This is a genomic window from Pseudomonas sp. 05L36 (assembly GCF_056398125.1).
Genome location: NZ_JBFTOU010000001.1, coordinates 361,213 through 386,410, shown reverse-complemented (window position 1 = coordinate 386,410; position 25,198 = coordinate 361,213). Strand labels below are relative to the sequence as shown.

Annotated in this window: 19 protein-coding genes, 1 tRNA gene and 2 pseudogenes; 12 read left to right on the top strand and 10 right to left on the bottom strand. The window is 59.1% G+C overall.

The features are described from left to right. Positions 1 to 160: 160 nt before the first annotated feature. Positions 161 to 1,315 (bottom strand): MalY/PatB family protein, encoded by a 1,155-nt coding sequence (locus tag AC1DKH_RS01690; protein WP_477797241.1) that lies wholly within the window; start codon positions 1,313 to 1,315, stop codon positions 161 to 163. Between the two features lie 298 nt (positions 1,316 to 1,613). Here AC1DKH_RS01690 and fdnG point away from each other — a divergent pair, with 298 nt between their 5' ends. The 7 genes from fdnG to AC1DKH_RS01655 all read left to right on the top strand — a co-directional run bounded on the left by fdnG (position 1,614) and on the right by AC1DKH_RS01655 (position 10,708). Then, a complete protein-coding gene (gene fdnG / locus AC1DKH_RS01685; protein ID WP_477797240.1) occupies positions 1,614 to 4,679 on the top strand; it encodes a formate dehydrogenase-N subunit alpha in 3,066 nt (1,021 codons plus the stop codon). After that, positions 4,680 to 5,615 (top strand): formate dehydrogenase subunit beta, encoded by a 936-nt coding sequence (fdxH, locus tag AC1DKH_RS01680; RefSeq protein ID WP_477797239.1) that lies wholly within the window; start codon positions 4,680 to 4,682, stop codon positions 5,613 to 5,615. Beyond that, positions 5,612 to 6,277 carry a formate dehydrogenase subunit gamma gene (locus AC1DKH_RS01675; protein WP_477797238.1) on the top strand — a complete coding sequence of 222 codons (666 nt, stop codon included), beginning with the start codon at positions 5,612 to 5,614 and terminating at the stop codon, positions 6,275 to 6,277. The genes fdxH and AC1DKH_RS01675 overlap by 4 nt, the downstream gene beginning before the upstream one ends. 3 nt (positions 6,278 to 6,280) lie before the next feature. Next, a complete protein-coding gene (fdhE, locus tag AC1DKH_RS01670; protein WP_477797237.1) occupies positions 6,281 to 7,207 on the top strand; it encodes a formate dehydrogenase accessory protein FdhE in 927 nt (308 codons plus the stop codon). Between the two features lie 51 nt (positions 7,208 to 7,258). Further along, positions 7,259 to 8,689 (top strand): L-seryl-tRNA(Sec) selenium transferase, encoded by a 1,431-nt coding sequence (gene selA / locus AC1DKH_RS01665; RefSeq protein ID WP_477797236.1) that lies wholly within the window; start codon positions 7,259 to 7,261, stop codon positions 8,687 to 8,689. Next, positions 8,686 to 10,593 carry a selenocysteine-specific translation elongation factor gene (gene selB, locus AC1DKH_RS01660; RefSeq protein ID WP_477797264.1) on the top strand — a complete coding sequence of 636 codons (1,908 nt, stop codon included), beginning with the start codon at positions 8,686 to 8,688 and terminating at the stop codon, positions 10,591 to 10,593. The genes selA and selB overlap by 4 nt, the downstream gene beginning before the upstream one ends. A gap of 19 nt (positions 10,594 to 10,612) precedes the next feature. After that, positions 10,613 to 10,708: transfer RNA gene (locus AC1DKH_RS01655), tRNA-Sec, on the top strand. 8 nt (positions 10,709 to 10,716) lie between these two features. Here the strand turns inward: AC1DKH_RS01655 and AC1DKH_RS01650 are convergent. From AC1DKH_RS01650 to AC1DKH_RS01615, 8 genes and pseudogenes are all read right to left on the bottom strand, one after another. After that, positions 10,717 to 12,045: an OprD family porin gene (locus tag AC1DKH_RS01650; protein ID WP_477797235.1), complete on the bottom strand. Its 1,329-nt coding sequence runs from the start codon at positions 12,043 to 12,045 to the stop codon at positions 10,717 to 10,719. Between the two features lie 66 nt (positions 12,046 to 12,111). Next, positions 12,112 to 12,765, bottom strand: coding sequence for a hydrolase (locus tag AC1DKH_RS01645; protein WP_477754798.1), 654 nt, complete (start codon positions 12,763 to 12,765; stop codon positions 12,112 to 12,114). A gap of 262 nt (positions 12,766 to 13,027) precedes the next feature. After that, positions 13,028 to 13,372 (bottom strand): annotated as a pseudogene (locus AC1DKH_RS01640) (DUF1254 domain-containing protein); the annotation flags it as partial. A gap of 225 nt (positions 13,373 to 13,597) precedes the next feature. After that, complete coding sequence (locus tag AC1DKH_RS01635) at positions 13,598 to 14,665, bottom strand: alpha/beta fold hydrolase (RefSeq protein ID WP_477797234.1); 1,068 nt, start codon at positions 14,663 to 14,665, stop codon at positions 13,598 to 13,600. A 163-nt stretch (positions 14,666 to 14,828) separates the two neighbouring features. Next, positions 14,829 to 16,187 (bottom strand): ATP-binding protein, encoded by a 1,359-nt coding sequence (locus AC1DKH_RS01630; protein WP_477797233.1) that lies wholly within the window; start codon positions 16,185 to 16,187, stop codon positions 14,829 to 14,831. After that, a complete protein-coding gene (locus tag AC1DKH_RS01625; protein WP_477797232.1) occupies positions 16,163 to 16,828 on the bottom strand; it encodes a response regulator in 666 nt (221 codons plus the stop codon). Before AC1DKH_RS01625 ends, AC1DKH_RS01630 begins: the two co-directional genes overlap by 25 nt. A gap of 83 nt (positions 16,829 to 16,911) precedes the next feature. Further along, complete coding sequence (locus tag AC1DKH_RS01620) at positions 16,912 to 17,346, bottom strand: hypothetical protein (protein ID WP_477797231.1); 435 nt, start codon at positions 17,344 to 17,346, stop codon at positions 16,912 to 16,914. A 27-nt stretch (positions 17,347 to 17,373) separates the two neighbouring features. Then, positions 17,374 to 18,138 carry a COG4705 family protein gene (locus tag AC1DKH_RS01615; RefSeq protein WP_477797230.1) on the bottom strand — a complete coding sequence of 255 codons (765 nt, stop codon included), beginning with the start codon at positions 18,136 to 18,138 and terminating at the stop codon, positions 17,374 to 17,376. A 217-nt stretch (positions 18,139 to 18,355) separates the two neighbouring features. Here AC1DKH_RS01615 and AC1DKH_RS01610 point away from each other — a divergent pair, with 217 nt between their 5' ends. The 4 genes from AC1DKH_RS01610 to AC1DKH_RS01595 all read left to right on the top strand — a co-directional run bounded on the left by AC1DKH_RS01610 (position 18,356) and on the right by AC1DKH_RS01595 (position 22,848). Continuing rightward, positions 18,356 to 18,865, top strand: a complete 510-nt coding sequence (locus tag AC1DKH_RS01610; protein WP_477754946.1) for a cupin domain-containing protein — start codon at positions 18,356 to 18,358, stop codon at positions 18,863 to 18,865. 179 nt (positions 18,866 to 19,044) lie between these two features. After that, entirely contained in the window at positions 19,045 to 20,883 is a 1,839-nt protein-coding gene (locus AC1DKH_RS01605; protein WP_477797229.1) for a transposase, read from the top strand. Positions 20,884 to 20,909: 26 nt separating this feature from the next. Further along, on the top strand, positions 20,910 to 21,803 hold the full coding sequence (locus AC1DKH_RS01600) for a TniB family NTP-binding protein (protein WP_477797228.1): 894 nt from the start codon (positions 20,910 to 20,912) through the stop codon (positions 21,801 to 21,803). After that, on the top strand, positions 21,793 to 22,848 hold the full coding sequence (locus AC1DKH_RS01595; RefSeq protein WP_477797227.1) for a TniQ family protein: 1,056 nt from the start codon (positions 21,793 to 21,795) through the stop codon (positions 22,846 to 22,848). Before AC1DKH_RS01600 ends, AC1DKH_RS01595 begins: the two co-directional genes overlap by 11 nt. 257 nt (positions 22,849 to 23,105) lie before the next feature. Here the strand turns inward: AC1DKH_RS01595 and AC1DKH_RS01590 are convergent. Then, positions 23,106 to 24,245 (bottom strand): annotated as a pseudogene (locus AC1DKH_RS01590) (site-specific integrase). Between the two features lie 78 nt (positions 24,246 to 24,323). On the opposite strand from AC1DKH_RS01590, the gene AC1DKH_RS01585 reads away from it, so the two are divergent. Next, positions 24,324 to 25,193, top strand: a complete 870-nt coding sequence (locus AC1DKH_RS01585; RefSeq protein WP_477797226.1) for a DNA-binding protein — start codon at positions 24,324 to 24,326, stop codon at positions 25,191 to 25,193. Positions 25,194 to 25,198 lie beyond the last annotated feature (5 nt).

The window sequence follows — 25,198 nt, the reverse complement described above, 5'->3', positions numbered from 1 at the left end:
TTCAATAATTGCCTGTAGGAGCGGCGGTGCGGCGATCCGACTTGCCCGCGATGGCGTCGGCACAGTCGATATTGATGCTGGCTGACACGACGCCATCGTCGGATCGCCGCCCGGAGCAAGCTCGCTCCTACAGGGATCTTCGATGTTGCTGAGGGGCTGATCAGGCCTTGAGATGGCGCAAGCTGCGCTCCATCCGCGCAATGCCTTCTTCCAGCAGCGACCGTGGGCAACCGAAGTTCAGGCGCACGAATTGCTTGCAGTCATCGCCAAAGTCCAGGCCCGCGCTCAAACCAACTTTGGCCTGTTCAAGGAAGAACTGCTGTGGGTCGTCCAGCCCCAGTGCCGAGCAGTCGAGCCACGCCAGATAGGTGCTTTGCGGCAGGTTCATGCTGATGCCCGGCAGGCGGGTGTGCACGGCCTCAGCGAGGAAGTCGCGGTTGCCCTGCAGATAGACCTTCAGCTCGGCCAGCCATGGCGCGGCTTCGCTGTAGGCGACGCGGGTGGCTTCCATGCCCAGCGGATTGACGCTGTCGACCATGCCGCAACGGGCGTGGTTGACCTTCTCGCGCAGGTGACGGTCCTGGATGATCATGAATGAGGTCTTGAGACCTGCGATGTTGTAGGCCTTGCTCGCCGACATCAGCGTGATGGTGCGCTGGGCCACTTGCGGGCTCAGGGTCGCCAGCGGAATGTGCGCGCGGCCGTCGAAGCACAAATCGGCGTGGATCTCGTCGGAAATGATCCAGGCGTCATGCTCAAGGCAAATGTCGGCAATGGCTTGCAGCTCTGCGCGGGGGAAGGCCTTGCCCAGCGGGTTATGCGGGTTGCTCAGCAGCAGTGCGCCGCCACCTTGCAGCGACTGGCTCAGGGTATCCAGCGGCGTGGTGTAGGTGCCATCGGCATGCGCATCGAAATTCAGCTCGACCTTGTTCAGGCCCCAATGCCCGGGGGCGTGGCGCAGCGGCGGGTAGTTCGGCACCTGCACAACGACGTTCTGTGGCGCCTGCACCAGGGCCTTCAATGCCATGTTGAAGCCCGACTCGACGCCCGGCAGGAAGATCAGTTCCTGGGGTTCGACGCGCCAGGCGTACTTGTTCCAGAGATCGGCGACGATCGCCTCGCGCAGGTCATCCTGGGCCACGCTGTAACCGACCATCGGGTGTTCCAGTCGTTTTTGCAGGGCCTGGATGATCACCGGCGGCGCGGCGAAATCCATGTCGGCGACCCACATCGGCAACACATCGGCCGGGTAGCGGCTCCATTTGGTACTGCCGGTGTTGTGACGGTCGAACACCTGATCAAAATCGAAAGTCATGCGGGATCTCGTGAAGGCGGGGTTGAACATGCACCTATGATAAGCGCCAACTTACTGTAGGAGCGAGCTTGCTCGCGAAGGTGTGTCAGATACGGTGATGTCAACTGACACACCATCGCGAGCAAGCTTGCTCCTACAAGGATCTTCACGGCCCGCTGGATTTACCCGACGGTCGGTTTTTACACAGAACGCCAACCGGTTGACTACAGTTTGTAGTGTCGGCAGCCAGACTGCCGCGACCGTGGTTGTTCAAAAAGGCCCGGCCATGTACCGGGTTCCACCTGATCAGGAGTGCACGATGGATCTCAGCCGTCGTCAGTTCTTCAAGGTCGCCGGTATCGGCCTTGCAGGCTCTAGCCTGGGCGCGTTGGGCATGGCCCCGACAATTGCCTTTGCCGAACAGGTGCGTCACTTCAAGCTCGCCCACACCCATGAAACCCGCAACACCTGCCCGTATTGCTCGGTCGGTTGCGGCTTGATCATGTACAGCCAGGGTGATACGGCGAAGAATGTCACGCAAAACATCATCCACATCGAAGGTGACGCCGACCACCCGGTCAACCGCGGCACCCTTTGCCCCAAAGGCGCGGGCCTGCTGGACTTCATTCACAGCCCCGGACGCCTGCAATACCCGCAGGTGCGCAAACCCGGCAGCACCGAATGGACCCGCATCTCCTGGGATGAAGCACTGGATAGAGTCGCCGACCTGCTGAAGGCCGACCGCGATGCCAACTTCATCGAGAAGAACGCCCAGGGCCAAACGGTGAACCGCTGGCTGACCACCGGTTTCCTCGCGGCATCGGCGGCGTCCAACGAAGCCGGCTACATCACCCACAAGGTGGTTCGCAGTCTCGGCATGCTGGGGTTTGATAACCAGGCGCGTGTCTGACACGGCCCGACGGTGGCAAGTCTTGCCCCGACGTACGGCCGTGGTGCCATGACCAACCACTGGACCGATATCGCCAACGCGAATCTGGTTCTGGTGATGGGCGGCAACGCAGCAGAAGCGCACCCGTGCGGCTTCAAATGGGTGACCGAAGCCAAGGCGCACAACAAGGCGCGGCTGATCGTGGTCGACCCGCGTTTTACCCGGACCGCCTCGGTGGCCGACTATTACGCGCCGATCCGTACCGGCACCGACATCGCCTTCATGGGCGGGCTGATCAATTACCTGCTGACCGAGGACAAGATCCAGCACGAATACGTGCGCAACTACACCGACGTGTCGTTCATCGTCAAAGCCGGTTATGGCTTCGAGGACGGTATTTTCAGCGGATACGATGCGGCCAAGCGCCTCTACACCGATAAATCCGGCTGGGGCTATGAGCTCGGTGAAGACGGCTTTGCCAAGGTCGACCCGACCCTGCAAAACCCGCGCTGCGTCTATCAACTGATGAAGCAGCATTACAGCCGTTACACCAGGGAACTGTCGAGCCAGATCTGCGGCATGCCGGTCGATGCCATGCAGAAAATCTGGGAGGAAATCGCCACTTGCTCGACGCCGGGCAAGACCATGACCATTCTCTATGCGCTGGGCTGGACCCAGCACTCGATCGGCGCGCAGATGATTCGCAGCGCGGCGATGGTGCAACTGTTGCTGGGTAACGTCGGCATGCCGGGCGGGGGCGTGAACGCCTTGCGCGGGCACTCCAACATCCAGGGGCTGACCGACCTGGGCTTATTGTCCAACTCACTGCCGGGCTACCTCTCGCTACCCGGCGATGCCGAACAGGACTACAACGCCTACATCGTCAAGCGTACGCAAAAACCGTTGCGCCCGGGGCAACTGTCTTACTGGCAGAACTACGGCAAGTTCCACGTCAGCCTGATGAAAGCCTGGTACGGCGCCAATGCCACGGTCGAGAACAACTGGGCTTACGACTACTTGCCGAAACTGGACATTCCCCAATACGACATCCTCAAGGTGTTTGATCTGATGGGCCAGGGCAAGGTCAATGGCTACCTGTGCCAGGGCTTCAACCCGATTGCCGCGCTGCCGGACAAACACCGGGTGACCGCGGCACTGGCCAAACTGAAGTGGCTGGTGGTGATGGACCCGTTGGCCACCGAAACCTCGGAATTCTGGCGCAACGTCGGGCCGTACAACGATGTGAAGAGCGCCGACATCCAGACCGAAGTGATTCGCCTGCCCACCACCTGTTTTGCCGAGGAGGACGGCTCGCTGGTCAACAGCAGTCGCTGGCTGCAATGGCACTGGAAGGGCGCCGATGGGCCGGGCGAAGCGCAGACCGACATCCGGATCATGAGCGAACTGTTCGTGCGTCTGCGTCAGCGTTATCAGGCCAATGGCGGCAAATACCCCGACCCGCTGCTCAAATTGTCGTGGCCGTACAAGATCCCCGACGAACCTTCGCCGGAAGAGCTGGCCAAGGAAATCAACGGCTCTGCCACCACCGACTTCACCGACGCCACGGGGGCGGCGATCAAGGCCAATGCGCAACTGGCCGGGTTCGGCCAGCTCAAGGACGACGGCAGCACGGCGTCCGGCTGCTGGATTTTCTGCGGCAGTTGGACCGAGCTCGGCAACCAGATGGCCCGCCGCGACAATGCCGACCCTTACGGCATGCATCAACACCAAGGCTGGGCATGGGCCTGGCCGGCCAACCGGCGGATTCTCTACAACCGCGCCTCGGCAGACCTGCAAGGCAAACCGTGGGATCCGAAAAAACGCCTGGTGTGGTGGAATGGCAAAGCCTGGGCCGGCACCGATGTGCCGGACTACAAGGCCGACGTGCCGCCGGAAGCCGGGATGAACCCGTTCATCATGAACCCCGAAGGGGTGGCGCGATTCTTCGCCGTCGACAAGATGAACGAAGGCCCGTTCCCCGAGCACTATGAGCCGTTCGAGACACCGATCGGCATCAACCCGCTGCACCCGCAAAACAAGAAAGCCACCAGTAACCCGGCGGCACGGATCTTCGATTCGGTGTGGGATTCCCTCGGCGTGGCCAAGGATTACCCGTACGCCGCCACCAGTTATCGGTTGACCGAGCATTTCCACTTCTGGAGCAAGCATTGCAAGCTCAACGCGATTGCCCAGCCGGAGCAATTCGTCGAGATCGGTGAAGTGCTGGCCAAGGAAAAAGGCATCGTCGCAGGCGACAGGGTACGGGTCAGCAGCAAGCGTGGCTTCATCGAAGCGGTGGCGGTGGTGACCAAGCGGATTCGTCCGTTGCAGGTCAACAATCAGGTGGTGCACCAGATCGGTATTCCGTTGCACTGGGGGTTCACCGGGCTCACGCGGCACGGTTACCTGACCAACACCCTGGTGCCGTTCCTCGGCGATGGCAACACCCAGACCCCGGAATCCAAGTCATTCCTGGTCAACGTGGAGAAAGTCTAAATGGCCAGCCAAGACATCATCGCCCGTTCGGCCACCACCACACCTGCGCCCTCGGTGCGTGGCATGGAGGAAGTCGCCAAGCTGATCGACACCACCAAATGCATCGGCTGCAAGGCCTGCCAGGTCGCCTGCTCGGAATGGAACGAGCTGCGTGACGAGGTCGGTCACAACCATGGCACCTACGACAACCCGCAGGACCTCACCGCAGAAACCTGGACGTTGATGCGCTTCACCGAGCACGAGACCGACGCCGGCAACCTGGAATGGCTGATCCGCAAGGACGGCTGCATGCACTGCGCCGAGCCCGGTTGCCTGGCGGCATGCCCCAGCCCGGGGGCGATCATCAAGCACGCCAACGGCATCGTCGATTTCGATCAGGACCACTGCATTGGCTGCGGCTACTGCATTACCGGGTGTCCGTTCAACATTCCACGGATCTCGCAAAAGGATCACAAGGCCTACAAATGCACCTTGTGCTCGGACCGGGTGGCGGTAGGGCTGGAACCGGCCTGCGTGAAAACCTGCCCGACCGGTGCCATCGTGTTCGGCTCCAAGGACGACATGAAGGAACATGCCGCCGAGCGTATCGTTGATCTCAAGAGCCGTGGCTTTGAAAACGCCGGTCTGTATGACCCTGAAGGCGTCGGCGGCACCCACGTGATGTACGTGCTGCACCACGCCGATACGCCAAGACTGTACGCCGGTTTGCCCGATCACCCGGCGATCAGTCCGTTGGTAGGGCTGTGGAAAGGCGTGAGCAAACCGTTGGCGCTGCTGGCCATGGGCGTAGCGGTGCTGGCCGGGTTCTTCCACTACGTACGTGTCGGCCCGCAAATCGTCGAAGAGGATGAGCATCCGGAACCGCCGGACAACACCGTGCACGAAGTCGATCCGTCGGTGCATACCTTCGATCCCCGTGGGGAGGGCAGGCCATGAGCAACAAGACGATCCTGCGCTACACCAGTAACCAGCGCACCAATCACTGGCTGGTGGCGATTCTGTTCTTCATGGCCGGGCTGTCCGGGCTGGCGCTGTTCCACCCGGCGCTGTTCTGGCTGAGCAACCTGTTCGGCGGCGGGCCATGGACGCGCATTCTGCACCCGTTCATGGGCGTGCTGATGTTCCTGCTGTTCCTCGGCCTGGTGATTCGCTTCTGGCGCGCCAACTACTTCATCGCCAATGATCGCCTGTGGCTCAAGCGCATCGATCGGGTCGTGAAGAATGAAGAGGAGGGCGTCCCGCCCATCGGCAAATACAACCCCGGGCAGAAGCTGCTGTTCTGGACTTTACTGCTGTGCATGCTGGTGCTGTTGTTCAGCGGACTGGTGATCTGGCGCGCGTACTTCAGCGAGTATTTCGGCATCACCGCGATACGCTGGGCGATGTTGCTGCATGCGTTGGCCGCTTTCGTGCTGATCCTGAGCATCATCGTGCACATCTATGCCGGGGTCTGGATCAAGGGTTCGGTCAGCGCCATGGTGCACGGCTGGGTCAGCCGTGCCTGGGCGAGAAAACACCACGAACTCTGGTATCGCCAAGTGACTCAAGATGAGACCCGCGGCGAAGCACCCAAGCGACCGATCACCAAAAAGGGCTGACATTTGCCAACCATCCTCGAACCTGGAGAAATCGAAGCGGCGGCCAGTTCGCCGCCGTTTCTGTATATGCCACCGCATAACCTGTTCAGCCTGCGCGCCCAGCGCCTGGAAACGCTGGCCGACGGGCACCCGCTGGCCGATTACCTGCGCCTGATTGCCGGGTTGTGCCAGGTGCAGCAACAGGTGCTGGACGACCCGCCGCTGAGCGAACCCCTCGACCGGCAGCGCATCGAATTGTGCCAGCAACACGGCTTGCCGCCGTTCGCGGCCGACAGCCTGGCGCGCGAAGACGATTGGCAGCTTTACCTCGATGCTTTGCTGCAGCGCTACAGCGCACCGTCACAATCCGCCGTGGCCGATGCCGTGGACACCTTGCGCCTGGCCGGTGCCGGGCAACGTCGTAGCTGGGCGGTGGCACTGGTCAGCGGCCAGTATTCGCTGGTGCCGGCCGCGTTGGTGCCGTTTCTCGGTGCGGCGCTGCAAACGGCCTGGAGTCATTGGCTGTTGAGTACACCGAACCTGGCACTGACCGCCGGCGACAGCCTCAGCCAGTGTCCGGCCTGTGGCTCGCCGGCCATGGCCGGGGTCATCCGCCATCGCGGCAAGCACAACGGTTTGCGTTATCTGGTCTGTTCGCTGTGCGCTTGCGAGTGGCATGTGGTGCGGGTCAAGTGCGTGTATTGCGAGCAGAGCAAGGGCCTGGAATACCTCAGCCTTGAAGATGATCGCCATGCCGCCAACCAGGCGCCGTTGCGCGCCGAAATCTGCCCCGGTTGTAACTGTTATCTGAAGTTGCTCTATCTGGAGAATGATGCGGACGCCGAAGCGCTGTCGGCGGACCTGTCCAGCCTGATGCTAGACATGCGCCTGGCCCAGGACGGTTATCAGCGTTTGGCACCGAATCTGCTGCTGGCTCCGGGAGACGAATAAGCGCAGCGTCTACACTCTGGCGCGAGGGTCATTCGTTTTCAGGAGCGCCAGATGTCTGCACGCGGTGCCAGCCAACCCCTGCGTCTACCTTCCATCGACAGTTTGTTGCGGCACCCGGCGTGCCTGCCGTTGGCCGAGCGCTATGGACGCGACGCCTTGCTGAGTACCTTGCGGCTTTTGCTGGATGAGTTGCGCGAAGGGGTGCAGCAGGGTTTGCTCGAACCTGCAGAAGTCGGCGCCGAAGTGTTGGCGGGCAGGGTCGGCGAACGATTGGCAACCCAGCATCGCAGCCAGGTGCGCCGGGTATTCAACCTCACCGGCACGGTCTTGCACACCAACCTCGGCCGGGCACTGTTGCCCGAAGAAGCGATCGAGGCGGTGCAAATGGCCGCGCGCTATCCGCTCAACCTGGAATTTGACCTGCGCAGCGGCAAGCGCGGTGACCGCGACGACCTGATCGAAGGCTTGATCCTCGAACTCACCGGCGCTGAAGCGGTGACCGTGGTCAACAACAATGCCGCAGCGGTCTTGCTGACCCTCCACAGCCTGGGCGCGCGCAAGGAGGGAATTATTTCCCGGGGCGAATTGATTGAAATCGGCGGCGCTTTCCGCATTCCCGACATCATGGCCCGCGCCGGGGTGAAGCTGGTTGAGGTCGGCACCACCAACCGCACCCATCCCCGCGACTACGAGGCCGCCATTGGCCCGCGCAGCGGTTTGATCATGCGCGTGCATGCGAGCAACTACAGCATTCAAGGCTTCACCACGCGTGTGGCGACGGCTGAACTGGCGCAAATTGCCCACCAACATGGACTGCCGTTGCTTGAAGACCTTGGCAGCGGCAGCCTGCTGGACCTGACCCGCTGGGGCTTGCCCGCCGAACCGACGGTACGCCAGGCGCTGCTCGATGGCGCGGACATCGTTACCTTCAGTGGCGACAAACTGCTTGGCGGGCCGCAAGCCGGGCTTATCGTCGGCCGCAAGGAATTGATCGCCAGGATCAAGAAAAACCCGCTCAAGCGTGCGCTGCGGGTCGACAAAATGACCCTCGCTGCGCTGGAAGCGGTGTTGGCTTTGTACCGCAACCCGGACCGACTCGCCGAGCGCTTGCCGAGCCTGCGCCTGTTGACCCGGCCACAGGCCGATATCCTCGCCCAGGCCGAGCGATTGCGGCCAGCGCTGGCCCAGGTGCTGGGTGAGGGCTGGAGCGTCAGTGCCATGCCGGCACTGGGCATGATCGGCAGCGGCAGCCAACCGGTGGCACGGCTGGCCAGTGCGGCGCTGTGTGTGCGACCACTCACCTCGAAGCGTTTGCGCGGGCGATCCTTGCTGAGTCTTGAGGAGGCTTTGCGCGGTTTACCGATTGCGGTTCTCGGGCGCATTGACGATGACGCCCTGTGGCTGGACCTGCGGCAACTGGACGACGAGCCGGCATGGCTGACGCAGCTCGATCAATTACAAGTGGAGGGCCGGACAGGGTGATTGTCGGCACCGCAGGGCACATCGACCATGGCAAAACCGCGCTGCTCCAGGCGCTGACCGGTCAGGCGGGTGACCGGCGCCGGGAAGAGCGCGAGCGCGGTATGACCATCGACCTCGGCTACCTGTATGCCGCGCTGGAGCCGGGAGCGGGCCTGACCGGTTTCATCGATGTTCCCGGGCATGAGCGCTTCACCCACAACATGCTCGCCGGGGCGCAGGGCATCGATCTGGTGTTGTTGGTAGTGGCCGCCGATGACGGGGTGATGCCGCAGACCCGCGAGCACCTGGCGATTGTCCAGTTGCTGGGTATCCCCCGGGCATTGGTTGCGATCAGTAAGTGCGACCGGGTCGACAACGCCCGAGTACAGGACGTGCGCGAGCAGATCCGTACCTTGCTGGCGCCCGGACCCTATGCCGATGCACCGCTGATTGCGCTGTCGAGCGTGACCGGCGAGGGTATCGAAACCTTGCGCCAACAATTGCTGCAAACCCAGCGTGAAGTTCAGCAACGCAGCACCGAAGGTGGTTTTCGCCTGGCGATCGATCGCGCCTTCAGCGTGGCCGGGGCCGGCATCGTGGTGACCGGCACGGCGCTGTCCGGCCAGGTCACGGTGGCCGATACCCTGCTGTTGGGGCCACAAGGCAAACCGGTGCGCATTCGCGGCCTGCACGCGCAAAACCAGGCCACCGACCACGCCATTGCCGGCCAGCGCGTGGCGTTGAATCTGAGTGCCGAACGGCTGGCCCTGGAGCACATCCATCGCGGCCACTGGCTGCTGTCCGCCGGCTTGTACGCACCGACACAGCGCCTGGACATCGAGATGCAGTTACTCCCCGGCGAATCCCGCGCCTTCGAGCACTTTCAACCGGTGCACGTGCACCTCGGCACCCAGGACGTCATCGGTCGAGTCGCCTTGCTCGAAGGCACCAGCCTGGCGCCCGGTGGGCGGATGATTGCGCAACTGTTGCTCAATACGCCGGTGCATGCGGTGAGAGGCGATCCGCTGGTCCTGCGCGATCAAAGTGCCCAACGTACGCTGGGTGGCGGCCGGGTGCTCGATCCGTTTGCACCCACCCGGCAACGCCGCAGCCCCGAACGGTTGGCGCAGCTGGTCGCGCTGGCGAACAGCGCAACGCTGGAAGATGTATTGCCGGCATTGCTGGCCCATAGCGACAGCGGGATCGATCCGCAGCGCCTGGAACGGCAGTTCAACCGACCGCGCAGCAGTTGGGTGTTGCCCGCTGACGTGCGCTTGATCGACACCCGTCAAGGCGCGTTGCTGTTTAGTGCCAGTCGTTGGGAATCCTTGAAAGCGCCTTTGGTGGATCAGCTCGCGCGTTTCCATCTGCTCGAACCGGATCAGATGGGGCCGGACCGGGATCGCCTGCGTCGATTCACCGGCAGCGCGCTGGAGCGCTCGACGTTTATCAGCCTGCTCGACGAGTTGCTGGCCAGCGGCGACATCGCCAGCAGCGGTCCGTGGTTGCATCTGCCCGGGCATCAGGTGCGCTTGAGCGAAACGGACGAAACCCTGTGGCTGCACTTGCAGCCGTTTTTCGAACAGGCCGGCTTCGACCCGCCGTGGGTGCGCGACCTGGGGCATGAGGAAGCGGACGTGCGCGATTTGCTGCGCAAAATGGCGCGCCTGGGCTTGATGCACCAGGTGGTGCGCGATCTGTTTTATACCGACAGCATGATTCGCCGATTGGCGGCTATGCTGTTGCAACTGGCGGACGCCAACCCGGTGATTCAGGTGGCGGCATTTCGGGATGCGGTGGGCTTGGGGCGCAAGCGCAGCATTCAGATACTGGAGTACTTCGACCGTATCGGCCTGACACGACGCTTTGGCGATCGACGGCAGATTCGCCTGGACAGTGCGTTGGCCCGGCGCAATGAGCTCTGATTCAGGGGCATGACTTCAAGGAAGGCAATCGCGCCCGGTGGCGCGGCCGGGCTTCAAACCCGGTTGGGGACGGCATCCGTTCCCGGGCAGGTTCGACTCCGGCTGCCTTCCGCCACTTTCCGTTCAGAACGGCCCGAAGTCCAACGGGTACTGGATGACCACGTACACCCGGTCGATGTCGTCGCCGGCCTGGGCGGCGTTGGCCCGGTGCGACACATGGGACAGTTGCAGCGACAAGCCCTTGGCCGCCCCGGACTGCACGACGTAGTGCAGGTCGATGTCTCGCTCCCAGTGTTTGCCCCCATCACCTTGTTGCGGCACGAAGGTACCGGTCGCCGGGTCGAACGGGTTGTAGGCCCCGCCTTGTGGCGCATGGGTGCCGTCGATCTGGTCGCCGGTGACGTAACGGGTCATGAACTTCAAGCCGGGTATCGCGAAGGTGGCCAGGTCCAGGTCGTAGCGAACCTGCCAGGAGCGTTCGCGGGCGCCGTTGAAGTCGGCGTACTTGATCGAGTTGGCCAGGTAGATGGAGTCGCCACCGACAAAATCGAACGGCGTATCGCCGTTGATTTTCTGATAGGCCAGGGTGAAACCATGGGCGCCCAGCGTGTATCGGCCGGACAGGCTGTACGCCGTATTGTCGATGGCACCGGCCAGCGCCTGACCGGTGTCCCGGGTGTGATACAGGTTGGCGTCGAGGAACACCCCGGACTGCTTGAAGTGCAGGTTGCCGTAGTACTGGTGCCAGGTGTCGGTCAACTCCGAGGCGTACAGGGCGCCGCCGACCGGGTTCTGGGTAAACAGGTCGGCGCCGACAAACGAAATGCCGCCGGCCTCGGTGTTGGCGCCATAACCGAAAAAGTTGCCCTTGCCTGAAGCACTGTCCTGATTCTTGAATGCCGTGAAGTGGCCGGCTTGCAGGTTCATGCCGTCGATTTCGCGGCTGTTGAGCAGAAAACCTGTGGCGTACTCCGGCTGCAGGCGTTTGTCTGCGGTGTCGAACACCGGGGATTCGACCTCCATTTCGCCAAACGCCAGGGTGGTTTTCGAGGCCTTGAACTTGATCGCGCCGCCACCGCTGGAGTAGTCGCTTTCGCTGCGGCCGTCACTGCCCACCGGCAGCAATCCGGTCCCGGAATGGCCCTTGCCGCCATCGAGTTTCAATCCCAGAAAGGCATGGGCATCGAGGCCGAAGCCGACCGTGCCCGGTGTGAAACCGGATGCAAAAGCGCCGATAAAACCTTGAGCCCATTCGGCTTTGTAGCTCTTGCCGGTCGGCGAGGGGGATCGATAGTCACTGTTCAGATAGAAGTTGCGGCTGAGTACGCCAAGCGTCGCTGCGTCGAAAAATCCTTCTGCGCCTTGCGCCGATTCATCCGCCAGTGTGTGGGTGGTCAACAGGCCTAAGCACAGGGCAATGGCCGTCCTGAAGTCTCGCGGGGAATGGATCATCAATGGGTCACCGCAGGGGCAGCGACTGCGCCGGGGTGGCGCAGTCGCAGGTTTTTTCAACGGACCTTAATGGCCTTCGGATGCACCAAACATGGTTTTGGCGTAGATCAGGCCAAGACCGTAGGCACCGCCGTTGGCAATCGAGGTTTTCACCGTTTCGTCGTAGGTCTCGCCGCGCGCCCAGTCACGTTGCAGTTCCAGCAGGTATTGCAGCGAGGTCATCGGCCGGGCGCCGATCTGGATCATGCGCTGCATGGCCATTTCATGGGCTTCGGTGCTGACGTCGCCACAGGCGTCGGCAATCACATACACCTCGAAACCCTGGTCAATCGCCGACAACGCCGGGCCGACGATGCAAACGGACGTCCATAAGCCGGCGAGGACAATCTTCTGCTTGCCGATGGCATTGACTTGCACGGCAATGCGTTCGTCTTCCCAGGTGTTCATGCTGGTGCGATCGATGACGTTGTGTTCCGGGAACACAGCCTTGATTTCGTCGAAGATCGGCCCGGAAAAACTCTTCTCGGCGACGGTGGTGAGGATGGTCGAGACCTTGAAGCCACGGGCTGCCTTGGCCACCAGTGCGGCGTTGTTGCGCAGGGTCACGGCGTCGATCGACTTGGTCGCGAAGGACATCTGCGACTGGTGGTCGATCATGATCAGGGTGTGGTCGGTCGGGGTCAGCAGGGTTTTGCCGGGGGCTGCTTTTGCAATGGCCATGACAGGGTCCTTACGGGGTGAGTGAGGACGTCATGGTTACGTAGATCGAACCGGGAATATTGAATCGGTGTGCTGTCTTTGACCGACGTGTGCAGTGAGCGAGGCGCGTACCTGTAGGAGCGAGCCTGCTCGCGATGAGGCAGGTACATTCAATAATGATGTCGGCTGACATGCCGCCATCGCGAGCCGGCTCGCTCCCACAGGGATTGGTGTTTGCCAATTCTGCTCAGTTCATTTTCACCACGGCCGGCGGGGCCCAATTGCCCAGTTCGGCGAAGCTGTCGGAACGCAGATCCACCACCTGATACACCCAGAAACGCCCGTCGAAGTCCGGCACTTGCAGCACCATCAAGCCAGGCTCGGACAGGTTTTTGAACGCCTGGCGTCGATTGAAGATGTTGGCCATTGGCCAACCCCAGAAATACGCCTCGCGCGCCATCATGCGCACGTACGGCTCAGTGACTTTGGTGCCGGCGACAGGCCCTGCGACAGGGCCGGAAACGGTGCTTTCTACCGCTTTGCCCTGGGCACCCAGCAAGGGAGTGGCGGTGAGCACACTGACGAAGGTCAGGGCAAAGAGGGCATGTTGCCGGGGCAAACGAATCATAAAGCGTCCTTACTTGATAGCAGTCACCTGGTGCAGGCGGGTTGCTGAAAAGATAGCTCATGTTTGCCGCAGCAATACCTGTAGGAGCCGGCTTGCCGGCGATGGGCTCAAGTGCACCGCGTTTATCCAGTTCACACGCGTTATCGTTTACGACCATCGCCAGCAAGCTGGCTCCTACAAGGGACCGTGCCCACGAAGGTGGTTATTCGGCAGCCGGATCAGCCCTCAAAGATGATCCGCATCGATCACCGCCTTGGCGAACGCCTGCGGATCTTCCTGCGGCAGGTTGTGGCCGATGCCGCCGCTGATCAGCCGGAATTGGTACTTGCCGGTGAAACGCTTGGCGTAATCCTCGGGGGCAGGGTGGGGCGCGCCGTTGGCATCGCCTTCCAGGGTAATGGTCGGCACGCTGATGGACGGCGCCGTGGCCAGCTTCTGCTCCAGCGCTTCGTATCGGCTTTCGCCCTGGACCAGGCCCAGGCGCCAGCGGTAGTTGAACACGGTGATGTCGACATGGTCCGGGTTGTCCAGCGCCTTGGCACTGCGGTCGAAGGTGGCGTCATCGAATGCCCATTTCGGCGAAGCCAGTTGCCAGATCAGCTTGGCGAAGTCGTGGGTGTTTCTCTCGTAACCGGCGCGTCCGCGGTCAGTGGCGAAGTAGAACTGATACCACCACTGCAATTCCGCCTTGGGTGGCAGCGGGTTCTTGCCGGCTGCCTGGTTGCCGATCAGATAACCGCTGACCGAGACCAGTGCCTTGACCCGCTCCGGCCACAGCGCCGAGACAATATCGGCCGAACGCGCACCCCAGTCATAGCCACCGAGCACTGCTTGTTTGATCTTCAGGGCATCCATGAAGTCGATGACATCACTGGCCAGCGCAGCCGGCTGGCCGTTGCGCTCGGTTTCTACGGACAGGAAACGCGTATCGCCATAGCCGCGTGCATAGGGCATCAGCACCCGATAGCCCTTGGCGGCCAACAACGGTGCGACCTCGTCATAGCTGTGAATGTCGTACGGCCAGCCGTGCAGCAGGATCACCACCGGCCCGTTGGCCGGGCCGGTTTCGGCGTACGCCACGTTCAGCAGTCCGGCGTTGACATGCTTGAGCGGGCCGAAGGGCAGGGGCGCCGCCTGCGTGGTAGCGGCAGGGGGCGCCGCTGGCTGCATGGTGGCGGCCGTTTGCGCGTGGGCCGCGCCGAGCACGCCGAACAGCGTAAGCGCAAGGATCGAAGGGCCGACCAGGTGGCGGCGAGTGTTGCGGGGGTTGCTGTTGCGCAGTGCCATCTTCATGGGATGTCTCCATTACCAGCCATGGGTCAGGGGTCCGGTCCGAGCCCCTTCAAACCTGGCTTGCATTGAAACGCGGCAATGTATCCGGCCTGTGTCGAATCGCAGGCCCGATGAAAGTCTGTGTATCAAGAAGTCACATTGACACACTGTGATACATAGACATTTAGCCTGAGCCTCTTTTCAACTCGATCGAGACACATAACCCGCGCTTGTTCGTCTCGTCCGAGAAACTCAGGCGCACGCGAGCGCCGGTACGCTCTACGATGGCCCTGACGATGGACAAGCCCAGCCCGGAGCCTGCCTCTTCGGTGCCCACACTGCGATAGAAGGGGTCGAACACGCGCAGTTGTTCATCGGCGGTGATGCCAGGGCCGGAATCCTTGACCTGAAGGATCACGGTTTCCTGTGCGAGCTCCACCGACAGGTCGACGCGTCCGCCGCAAGGGGTGTAGCGGATTGCGTTGTCTGCCAGGTTCTTGACCAGGATCAGCAGGTCCATTTCGTTGATGACGACCTGCACGTCTTCGCTACTATCAACACCGATGTCGATGTTCTTGCGTTCTGCCAGTGGTAACAGGTCCTCCAGCACCCGTCGATAGACCTCATGCACCGACACCCTGGTCGGCGGCCGCTCGGCGTTCGATTGTGCGGCGGCCAGGGCCAGCAATTGATCGATCAGCTTTCTGCTGCGCTCTATGCCGCGAGACAGTGGCAGCAGGCGCTCGACGGCTTGCGTCGGCATGGGTGTGGCTTTCAGTCGCTCGGCTTGCAGGGACAGGGCTGTCATGGGCGAGCGCAGTTCGTGGGCGGCGTCGGCGATGAAGCGGCGCTGGGTTTCCATGGACTGTGCAACCCGTGCCAGCAGGCGATTGATGGCCACGACGAAAGGGCGGATCTCGCTTGGCAGATGGTTCTCGTCGATAGGGTGCAGGGGCTGTTTGTCGCGTCGGTCTATGTCATCGGAGAGGGTGGCAATGGGGCGAAACAGCTTGTGCACCAGATCGCTCACCACCAGCAACAGCACCGGAAACAGAATGAGAAACGGCAGCAGGCTGCGCAAGGCGCTCTCTCGCGCCTCCTTGTCGCGCACACCCGTCTCCTGGGCGACGACGATGCGCTCGCCCCGGGCGGTGGTCCTGACCAGCGCTCGAAAGTCTTCGCCGGCGATGTTCAAGGTCGACAGACCATCGGCCAGCGTCGTAGGGAAGGGCAGCGGTATGACGCTGTCGTCAGTGTGGCCGGCGGCTTTGCTGCTGTCGGCCAGGTATTGCACGATGACCCTGGATTCTTCGTCGTCGCCGGCGATTTTTTCGGCAGCGGGGTAGTGCAGGGTCATCTGCTGCCGATCGAACAGCACGGCCACGTGACGCAAGGTTTCATCCTGCATTTCATGGGCTTCGTCGAGGGCCGAGACGAATGCAAACACCCCGGCCAGCACCGCCACGATCAGGATGGCCAGCGACAGCGCGACCGACAGCCGTACCTGCACCGAGTCGATCAAGCGCTTTTTGAAACCATCCATCCCATACCCCTGACGTTCTTGATGACCTGGTTGCCCAGCTTGCGCCGCAGCGAATGAATCAGAAACTCCACGGCGTTGCTTTCCACTTCGTTGCCCCAGCCGTAGAGGCGGTCTTCGAGTTCGCTGCGCGAGAGGATCGCGCCCGGGCGGATCAACAGGGCCTGTAACAGGGCGAACTCGCGGCTGGACAGTTGCACGTCGGGGTTTTCGGCAGTGCTCGCCTGTTTCGACACCAGGTCCAGCGCCACCACGCCGTTGTCCAGCAATGACTGGGCGCTCCCGCCGTTACGGCGCAGCACGGCGCGCATGCGGGCCAGCAACTCGGCCAAGTCGAAGGGCTTGAGCAGGTAGTCGTCGGCGCCACCGTCGAGGCCGCGCAGGCGATCGTCGAGGCTGTCCCGTGCAGTGATAATCAGCAGAGGCACCGGGTTGTTGCGGGCGCGAATGCTGTCGAGGACATCGAGCCCGTCCTTGCCGGGCAACCCGAGGTCCAGCAGCACCAGGTCGTAGGGCTGGGTCTCCAGCACCGAGAGTGCGGTAAGGCCGTTTTTCACCCAATCGGTCGCGTAGCTCGCATCACTCAGTGCGCCCTGGATGGCGTCCCCGATCATCGGGTCATCTTCGACCAGCAATATGCGCATGTCCCGCTCCGAAAAAAGGCGCGGCGGTGATGACCGACGCGCCTGTATTGAAGCACCTGTACCGGCGTTTGTCCGCCCGGTTATTACGCGCTTTTCATCGAATCGAAGGCCTTCATCAGCTCGTCCATGCGGGCCTTGCAGTCGCTCTGTTGCGGGCTGCTGGCGCGCAAGGCGTCGAGCGCGCGGTCAATGGCCTTGTCCACGACATGCCAGTCGCTGGCGGCACGAGGCTTGATCCCGGCTTCGGCCGAGTCCCAGGCGCTCTCGAGGTCCTTGATGCGGGCTTTCGCGCCCGGCAGGTCGTTTTTATCGACGATCGTGGCAACGTCGGCGGCGATGGTGCGGAACTCGGACAGGTCACCCAGTTTTGAACCGGCCTGGGTTTGTGCACTCATCGCACCGGATGCAGCGCCAGCAGCGGGCTTGTCGGCGGGTTTCGAGCAGCCGGCGGCGATGCCCAGCAGAAAAATCGACGAGACAATGGCGACGTGGCGAATGATGTGTTGAAAAGGGCGCATGACGATTCCTTGATGGACTAATAAGCGTTACTGAGTGACGGGTTTGCGGTTGCCGACGCTGATCTGCGCGACCGCCACCAGCAGGACGATGACGCACAGGAAAATCGCGCTGGTCCAGGTAGCGCCCATGCCGAGGCCACCGTAGGTCCTGGATTGGGTCAGCAAGTCGCCAAGAGAAGCACCGAACGGACGGGTCAGGATGTAGGCGATCCAGAAGGCCAGTACCATGTTGGCTCCCAGGCGCCAGGCCACCAGGGTTGCGGCGATCAGCGCGGCGAAAATCACGGCACCGAGGGTGAAACCCAGGCCCAGTGCTTCGGTGGCCAGGTCACCAGCCGCCGTACCGAGGGCAAAGGTGCAGAGCACGGTCGTCCAGTAAAACCATTCCCGTCGAGGAGTGACGATCTCGCGGATCGACAGGTTGTGTTCCACCCGGTACCAGACCAGAAAATTGACTGCCAGCAGGACAGAAAACACCGCCGTGCTGGTGTACAGGCTGACGTCGAGAACGTCGGTCAGGATGTCGGTAAGCTGCGTTCCGACGATACTCACCAGCACCACGGTCAGCCAGTAGATCCAGGGCGAACAGGCGGTTTTGCGCATCTGTATGAACAGGGCGATGGCCAGCAATGTCGCCATGCCGAGGCTGGTCCAGCCCAGGCCGAGGCCAGCATCGACAGCGAGAAAGTCCGCGCCGGTTTCACCCACCGTCGTGGACAGGATCTTGATCACCCAGAATGACAGCGTCACCTCGGGTACTTTGTTGAGCCATCCGGCTGTATGGGGTTTCATGGGCGGGTTGCCTCTCCTGTGCAGCGCCGAACTTGCGCAAGGGAGACGATACGCAGCGAAACTTAGCTGAGACTGAGGGGCGGGGAAGTCGAGCGGTTTTCTGGTACGGCTTCGAGCCAGAGTAAAAGCCAACTCGACTAAAGCACTATTTAGTCGAGTTATGTTTATAAATGCTGCGAATGTGTCACTAAAATCACCAATGAGAGGCGCGCGGCAAATGAATCAAAGCACCCTGCAAATTGGAGAAATGATCAAGACCCTAGGTCTTGAGCCCCATATCGAAGGTGGATTCTTTCGCAGAACCTACCAATCGGACGACCAGAACATGGTTGTAACTGCGGGTGGCCAACGGCATTGCATGACGTCGATTTTTTATCTGTTGACCGAGGATTCTCCGATAGGTCATTTCCATCTCAACCAGTCAGACATCGTTCATTACTATCATCTGGGCGATCCGATTCAGTACACGCTGATTTTTCCGGACGGCACGTTGAAAACCATCGTGATGGGTCACGACGTTCTCGCCGGACAATACTTGCAGCTGCACGTGCCCGGTGGAATCTGGAAAGCTTCGCAGGTGATGCAAGGCGCTGCAGGATTCGGCTTGATCAGTGAAGCGGTTTCGCCAGGATTTGATTTCGCGGATATGGAAATGGGCGACCGGCAAGAGCTCGGTCAGCAATTTCCCGAGCATTGGGCGCTGATCGAAAAGCTGACGCTTGGATGAGGTGGTTGCGTGCTTCAAGATCTGTGTGTGTCGAAATTAGAAATATAGGATGAACTCTATGTCATTGAAAAGTCGATTCTTTTAAAACTCATTTTTAAATGATGTTCTAAAATCTTGAAAGTTTTGCACGTTTAACTAAAATTCAGTCAATTATTGCGTTTTTTGTTGTGGGGCATCCCATGCAACAAATAAGCATAACTCAGGGGATTTTAGTGCTTGTTGGCGATAAAAAGCTAGAGGTAATTTCTTGTATTTCTTCAAGCAAAATACAAGCTAGAGATATCGTCTCAGGTGAAATGGTTTTAATATCGCCTGGAGAAATAGATTGCGAACTAAAAAGAACCTCATATTTTTCGACCCACGACACTTCTCAGTCAGAGGAAAAGCCGATAGACGAGGAGGTTGCGGAGGTCGACGCTCAACTGGCGTTGGACAGATTTAAGGTTTTATGTCCGATGGCTGGTAAAAGGTTTCTATCCAAAGACGATATGGAGCAATGTACAGCCGCTCTAGGTGTGAGCTCCGCTCAGGTGTATCGACTATTGGCGAGGCTGGATATGAGCGTAGGCGCAATGAGTTTGTTGCCTGGGCGACGCGGTAGGCAAAAGGGGGTTAGGCTATTAGGGGCGGACGCGGAGGGTATCATCAGCGAGACTATCAATGAGTGCTATGAGGGGCCGGGAGCCACCTATCAACATATCATTGAAAAAGTGCAACAGCGTTGCCAATCAAAGTCCATCCAGTCGCCGAGCGCAGGCACCATAACAAGCAGAATCAGAGATCATAAACCGCGCGCATTGCTGGCAAAAAAATCGGGAATGAAAGCCGCGCGTCAGGTATATGAAGTCCGTGGAGAAAAAATACAGCCAGAGGCGCCTCTAGAGCTGGTTCAGATCGATCATTGTAAAGTCGACTGCATTATTGTCGACAGTGAACAACGCGAGCCATTGATTCGGCCTTGGGTCACCATGGCTACTGATGTATATACAAGAGTGATTCTCGGTTTTTATTTGTCCTTATCTTATCCGTCGGCAATGTCCGTAGCGCTGTGTATTTCGCACTCAATATTGCCGAAGCAGCGTTGGTTAAAACAGTATGGAATGCCAGACGTCGAGTATCCATTTTATGGTGTGCCGAAGAGGATTCATCTTGACAATGCCAAGGAATTTAGATCTAAGAATTTAGCCGACAGTTGTCGTCGCTATGGTATTGAGTTGACGTTCAGGCCGAAAGCTACACCACATAATGGTGCGCACATCGAACGCGTGTTTGGAACATTAATGGGAAAGGTTCACTTGCTACCTGGAACCACCATGTCTTCGACACAAGAAAAATCTAACTATAAAAGCGAAAAACATGCCGCTTTATCATTTTCGGAGTTTCGAGAGTGGTTCATTCGAGAGGTGGAGATCTATCACAAAACAACACATTCATCGATCAACTGCTCCCCCCTATACAAGTGGGAGAGTTATTTTGAAGAAAAGGCAGGCGGAGTTTCATATCCGAGTATTATCGATGATCAATTACGTCTATTGATAGATTTTATGCCAGTCACGAAAAGGGTCATAGGCAGAGCTGGCATTAGGCTTCATAACATCGATTACTACTCATCAACTTTGAGAGCATTTGATATTGGAACAAAGTGTTTGGTGCGTTACGATCCGGACTCATTAAGCAAGATTTGGATCCAGCCCGCTGGCGAGCGAGCATACATCGAATTGGGTTACGCAGACCTCAGATTGCCAAATACAACTCTCTCAGAGTTTAAGCATTTTAGAAAAAAATTAAAGAATGAAAGTGAGCGTCGCGTGCCCGCAGCAGATGTGTTTGATTTAATCAGAAAAAACGATGCTCTTGTGAGCCTAGCCAAAGGCAAGCAGGAACGAAAAAACAGGGAGCGAAAAAAAAGTCGTAGCACTGATCCGGGCCACCCGCTTAATGAAAGAATCCCGCCTTCGGATACACCAGTGTCAACAGACTACAGCCGGAAGCCTCAGGCTTATGATTTCGAAGACTAGTCTCTAATGGCGACGAGGTGATGGTTATGAAAGTCGCAGAGAGTTTTGAACATATTTCACCACAACGTCGAAATTTGGTAGTACTCGGTGACAAAGCCCGAATCCGGTGTATTCATGAGGATTGTTGGATTAATTATCCTGTAGTAAGTTCAGTCCGGGGTGTGGCCCGAGCATTGTATGAAATGCCGTATAAAACGCAGGCCGAATGTCTCTTGATATCCGGCCAGGCTGGAATGGGTAAAACCAGTCTTTGTGAGAAAATTCAATCGGATTTAGAGACTCTCAGAAAGCGAAATAAAGAACATCCCAGCTTCATCACTTTTAGCGTCGCCTCGAATCCTACATTGATTTCACTTGAAGATACTATCAGCAATGCCTTCGGCGTGCCGATTGGTAAAATCCGCAATGGAGTTATTCCTGAAGCGTTGTGCAGGTTAGCTCGTCTTCGAAATATGCGGTTTATTCTGATTGATGAACTGCACAATTTACTCTATGCCAGTCGGATGGATCAGCGTAGAAACCTCGCTTTTCTGCGGGCCTTAAGTAGTCCGCCGATGTCACTATCGATTATAGGTTTTGGCACCGACGATGCGGTTCACGCTATCAACAGTGATGCTCAGTTGATACGACGCTTCCAGCTGTATGATCTACCGCGATGGAAAGAAAATGAGACTTTCAGGTCTTTTCTTGCTGGATATGAGAGTGCGTTACCGCTGAGGAGGCCCTCTGAACTATGGCGGCGAGAGAAAGTAAAGTTTTTATTGATTGCCTCCGAAGGTGTTACTGGTCAAATCGTCAGGCGGATAACCTGGGGTGCGATTTGGGCGATAATCGACGGTAAGGAAGCGATTGATCTCGAGTGCTTGAACAAAGCGGCCGCCATGCCTCCCTATTTGGAGCGCTTTGACGATGAGGAGTAATGCATACTTTGGTGGTTTGCTGAAGCCCATACATCAAGAGTCGTTGTCATCTTGGTTGAATCGAGGCTCGTATGCAAGTAACTCCATGCCTTTTTTGCGCGCCATGGATTGTATCAAACGAAATGATATCGAGGATATTGATGCCATGGTATTGCGTGCGAATGTTGATAGTGTATCTAAAGCGTTAGGCATTTCAAGTCAAGACCTTATGCGAAATTTCCCTTTGGTTAGCAGTTGGCTTAAAGTTCCAAGTATTGGTCGCTGTCACTTCTGTGAGTATTGCCTTATTGACGACTTTCGAAGTGGCCGACGGCCGTCATCGCGAACGCTATGGTCTTATTGGTGGTTTACTATTTGTCCGGTGCATGAACGATTGTTGATTGAAGCAACAAGCACCTCGGCTTCTCAAGCTCTGTTTTCCGCAATCAAAAATTATGCATCGTTAGATTTTATTCCGCAGCGGGCAGCGCCTTGGCCGCCTGTACGCCAAAGATTATGGGGGGGTAGACTATCTAAGGCGCTATTCTATATGGCGTTATATTTTCAGCGCTGGTATCAAGCATCCTTAAAGAATAATTCTTTCCATATTGACAATGTGGAAATTGTTGCAAGCTCTACTGAGATGGAGTTGATGATGGGGGACGTTCTCGCCATTATTGGAAAGAAGCGAAGTTATCCATTCGATCCACCATCGTATATTGCACAGCTATTAGGCATCAAATCATGGTCCTCGCTGCGCTCTCCACTTTTCCCCGACGCAGGATGTGAAGCTTTTGTATGTAAGGACATAGGTGAGCACACTGTCGAAATTCGCATGGCAATGTTCGCTATGCTTGGGCTGGTGCTGAAGCTACCAAGGTGCTTGGACGTATGGTGTATGTTGTTAGGCTATAAATCTGATGACCTTCGCTGGCAGTGGGAAGCAATGCATAGCGATGCGAGGAGGGTGCCCACATACTTGGATTGGCTACAAACACGCGGAGTTGCGTGGAATGATCCTATTAAGAAGCATTTCGCCTACCTGTTAGATAGTGCGCCTAATTAGTTTGCCCGGAATATACGCAGTACATTAGGCGCTCGTTAATCGATTCGAAGTGTACAATTTTCACAAGCGGATGAGGCTGTCCGATTTTGGAGGAAAATACCTTAACCCGTGCATTGCTAATGAGTTAGGGCTGAATGCAGTGACTTCGAATCATTGAAGCGATTTTTTGAAAAGACAAAACGGCTAGCAATCGTGGCGGCGAAGGTTTTACGTTAGCGTTCATATCTCTTGATAAGCAGCGATATGCAACTGGAGCGCTACAGAATGCGCTCGGCAGGCATTAGCGGATCTTGTTTCGCATCAGTGGCCGAGGCTGGCTCTGTGAGTAGCTCGGTTGCCCTGCTACTGAGCAGCGAACCGGCCTGGAAATAGCCCATCACCGTGCCCACACTGCGATGCTCGGTCATCGCCATGACCTCGCCTAGTGACACGCCCTGACGGCCGGCCTCGGTGACGAAGCCTGAACGCAAGCTGTGCGCCGCCCAATCACCGTCCAATCCCGCAAGCTTAGCCCGGCGTTGGACGATGCGCGCCACTTGGTCCGCTGACAACGCGCTGGTACCGACCTTGCCGCCCTTATGCAGCTGGCGGAACAGCGGCCCTTTGTCAACGGGCGCCGCATCTAGCCATGCGGCGAGCGCCTCTGCCGCTGGTCCGCGCAGCGGCTTTTCGCGGCGAATGCCGCCGGTGTCAGTCTTGGTCGTGCCCAAGGCATACAGCCAAGTGCCGGCATCCAGTTGGCGCACATCGCTGATCTGAAGGCCCACCACTTCCGAGCGCCGCCGGCCGCCGCCACTCCATGCCAGCAGCAGTAGGGCCCGATCACGCACCCCGCGTACTCCGTCCGTACAAGTGGCCAACAGCGCCTGTAATGGCTCAAGCACGATAGCGGTCTTCTTGCGCACCGCCACCCCCTGACGCGACTGCGCCTTGCGCGCTTCGCGCAGCAGAGTCTTCATCGCCGGCGCCTCACATGGACTGTCCTAGCTATTGATCCGATGCCATTTACCCATCACCGCCAGCCGGTGACTGACCGTGTTGAACGCCAATGGCCCCGGCTTGCTTTTGATCCGCGCCTTGACCAGGGCGGCGTCAATCGCCGGCGGCAACAGGTGGACCCAGGTGCCGTCGGCCAACGGCCGCGCCAGGTGATCGAGGACGAACTGCACGGCCACGGTGGCGGGGAGTGGCGCAGCGCCCAGCGCCTGGCCGTAACGCAACTGCAACCAGGCCGACCAGTAAGCGAGGGCGCTGCGGTAGCTGCGCACGGTATTCGCTGCGGTGCCGGCGGCGATAAACGCTGCCGCCGCTTCCTGGGCATTAATTGCCAGAAAATGCGGGGCCAGCGGGGTTTCGTCGACCAGGGGCCACTGATCGGTAGCATTGAGTACGCTCATCGGACTGAAATTTCCGTCTGCGGAAAATAACGGCGGATAACATTCCATTATCAGACCTAATATACCCGGAGGTGGGATATGGCAGTAGGAGTGCCGGAAAACGACGTATTTACCGCCGCTGATGCAGTCCTGGCCCGCGGTGAACGGCCGACCGTGGAGCGGGTGCGCCTGGAACTCGGTCGCGGCAGCCCGGCGCGGGTCGGCGGCTTGCTCGATCAATGGTGGGCGCGCCTGGCCGAGCGGCTGAAGGGTGAGACCCGTCTACCGTCATTGCCCGGGGACGTGTCGCAGGCCTTTGTCGCGGTGTGGCAGCAGGCCATTCACCTGGCGCAAGGCGTCGCCGAACAGGCACTCACGGAGCAACGTCAGGTGCTGATTGAAGAACGCGAGCGGGTGGCCGCGGTCGAGGATCAGGCACGTCAGAACGCGGCACTATTTCGCCAGCAGGCGGCGGAGGCCTTGGCTGGGCGTCAGGCAGCTGAATTGCGCTTGGCAGATTTGGAGTTGTTGCTGTCTCAGCGCCAGACGCAGGTCGAGGACCTGCAACAGCAGCGTGAAGGCTTGTTGGACGAGCGCCGTGAAGCTCAGCAGCAAAGTCAGACAGTACAGCTGGAACTGCAGGCGCTGCGGCTTAAGGCCGAGCAGGAGCGCGTCGCGCAGGAGAGCTACGTGCGTGGCGTCGAAGATCGCGCCCACCGCGAGGTCGACCGCGCGCGGGAAGAGGGCAAGGCGATGTCGACCCAGCTCAAAGAGGCCGGGCGACACGTCGAGCAGTTGCAACGGCGACTGGAGTTGATCCAAACCGAGCTCAGCCAAACCCAGCAACGTGCCGCAGCGCAGCAGGCCCGTGCTGACACGCTGGAGCAGCAACTGACGCAAGGACGTCAGGCTCCCACAACCAAGCGTAAGCCTCGGCCCCAAAAACCTGCAGCGTTGAAGACTTCTTAAATGTG

Bases quoted from the DNA above. Each gene is read 5' to 3' on its own strand.
- AC1DKH_RS01610 (WP_477754946.1), top strand. From the start codon at position 18,356: ATGAATCAAAGCACCCTGCAAATTGGAGAAATGATCAAGACCCTAGGT.
- fdxH (WP_477797239.1), top strand. From the start codon at position 4,680: ATGGCCAGCCAAGACATCATCGCCCGTTCGGCCACCACCACACCTGCG.
- AC1DKH_RS01615 (WP_477797230.1), bottom strand. From the start codon at position 18,138: ATGAAACCCCATACAGCCGGATGGCTCAACAAAGTACCCGAGGTGACG.
- AC1DKH_RS01620 (WP_477797231.1), bottom strand. From the start codon at position 17,346: ATGCGCCCTTTTCAACACATCATTCGCCACGTCGCCATTGTCTCGTCG.
- AC1DKH_RS01625 (WP_477797232.1), bottom strand. From the start codon at position 16,828: ATGCGCATATTGCTGGTCGAAGATGACCCGATGATCGGGGACGCCATC.
- AC1DKH_RS01630 (WP_477797233.1), bottom strand. From the start codon at position 16,187: ATGGATGGTTTCAAAAAGCGCTTGATCGACTCGGTGCAGGTACGGCTG.
- AC1DKH_RS01595 (WP_477797227.1), top strand. From the start codon at position 21,793: ATGAGGAGTAATGCATACTTTGGTGGTTTGCTGAAGCCCATACATCAA.
- AC1DKH_RS01675 (WP_477797238.1), top strand. From the start codon at position 5,612: ATGAGCAACAAGACGATCCTGCGCTACACCAGTAACCAGCGCACCAAT.
- AC1DKH_RS01645 (WP_477754798.1), bottom strand. From the start codon at position 12,765: ATGGCCATTGCAAAAGCAGCCCCCGGCAAAACCCTGCTGACCCCGACC.
- AC1DKH_RS01635 (WP_477797234.1), bottom strand. From the start codon at position 14,665: ATGAAGATGGCACTGCGCAACAGCAACCCCCGCAACACTCGCCGCCAC.
- AC1DKH_RS01690 (WP_477797241.1), bottom strand. From the start codon at position 1,315: ATGACTTTCGATTTTGATCAGGTGTTCGACCGTCACAACACCGGCAGT.
- AC1DKH_RS01650 (WP_477797235.1), bottom strand. From the start codon at position 12,045: ATGATCCATTCCCCGCGAGACTTCAGGACGGCCATTGCCCTGTGCTTA.
- AC1DKH_RS01600 (WP_477797228.1), top strand. From the start codon at position 20,910: ATGAAAGTCGCAGAGAGTTTTGAACATATTTCACCACAACGTCGAAAT.
- AC1DKH_RS01605 (WP_477797229.1), top strand. From the start codon at position 19,045: ATGCAACAAATAAGCATAACTCAGGGGATTTTAGTGCTTGTTGGCGAT.
- selA (WP_477797236.1), top strand. From the start codon at position 7,259: ATGTCTGCACGCGGTGCCAGCCAACCCCTGCGTCTACCTTCCATCGAC.
- AC1DKH_RS01585 (WP_477797226.1), top strand. From the start codon at position 24,324: ATGGCAGTAGGAGTGCCGGAAAACGACGTATTTACCGCCGCTGATGCA.